Annotated in this window: 1 protein-coding gene; it reads left to right on the forward strand. The window is 43.0% G+C overall.

What is annotated here, in order from left to right; translation table 11 throughout:
• Positions 1 to 293, forward strand: a 293-nt coding sequence (locus tag ACNKXV_RS14340) for a hypothetical protein (protein ID WP_417908387.1), incomplete at both ends; no start/stop codon positions are given.

Consider the following 293-nt stretch of genomic DNA (forward strand, 5'->3'; position numbering starts at 1 on the left):
GATTTTTCAGAAGGAAATGCGCTGTATCATTCGCTGTTCTCCATCAAGGCTCCCGGAGCATTTTCAGCAACACTTCTTATCGGCATCTTTAGAAAAAACCAACCCGCATGGAATGCCTTGATGGTTTCTTTAGGAGTAATGCTGGGAATGCTTTCTCGGATTTTTGCAGATATGATTGTAGATCCGAGTTCACATAATTTGTTCCCTTTTGAGTTAATGATAGGCTTAGCGATCGTTTTACCGGTTTCATTCGTAGGGGCCTATCTCATTCACGGTGTCTTTTTCATCGCCGG

This window comes from Christiangramia aquimixticola, assembly GCF_048285835.1.
In the GTDB taxonomy this organism is placed as follows: Bacteria; Bacteroidota; Bacteroidia; order Flavobacteriales; family Flavobacteriaceae; genus Christiangramia; species Christiangramia aquimixticola.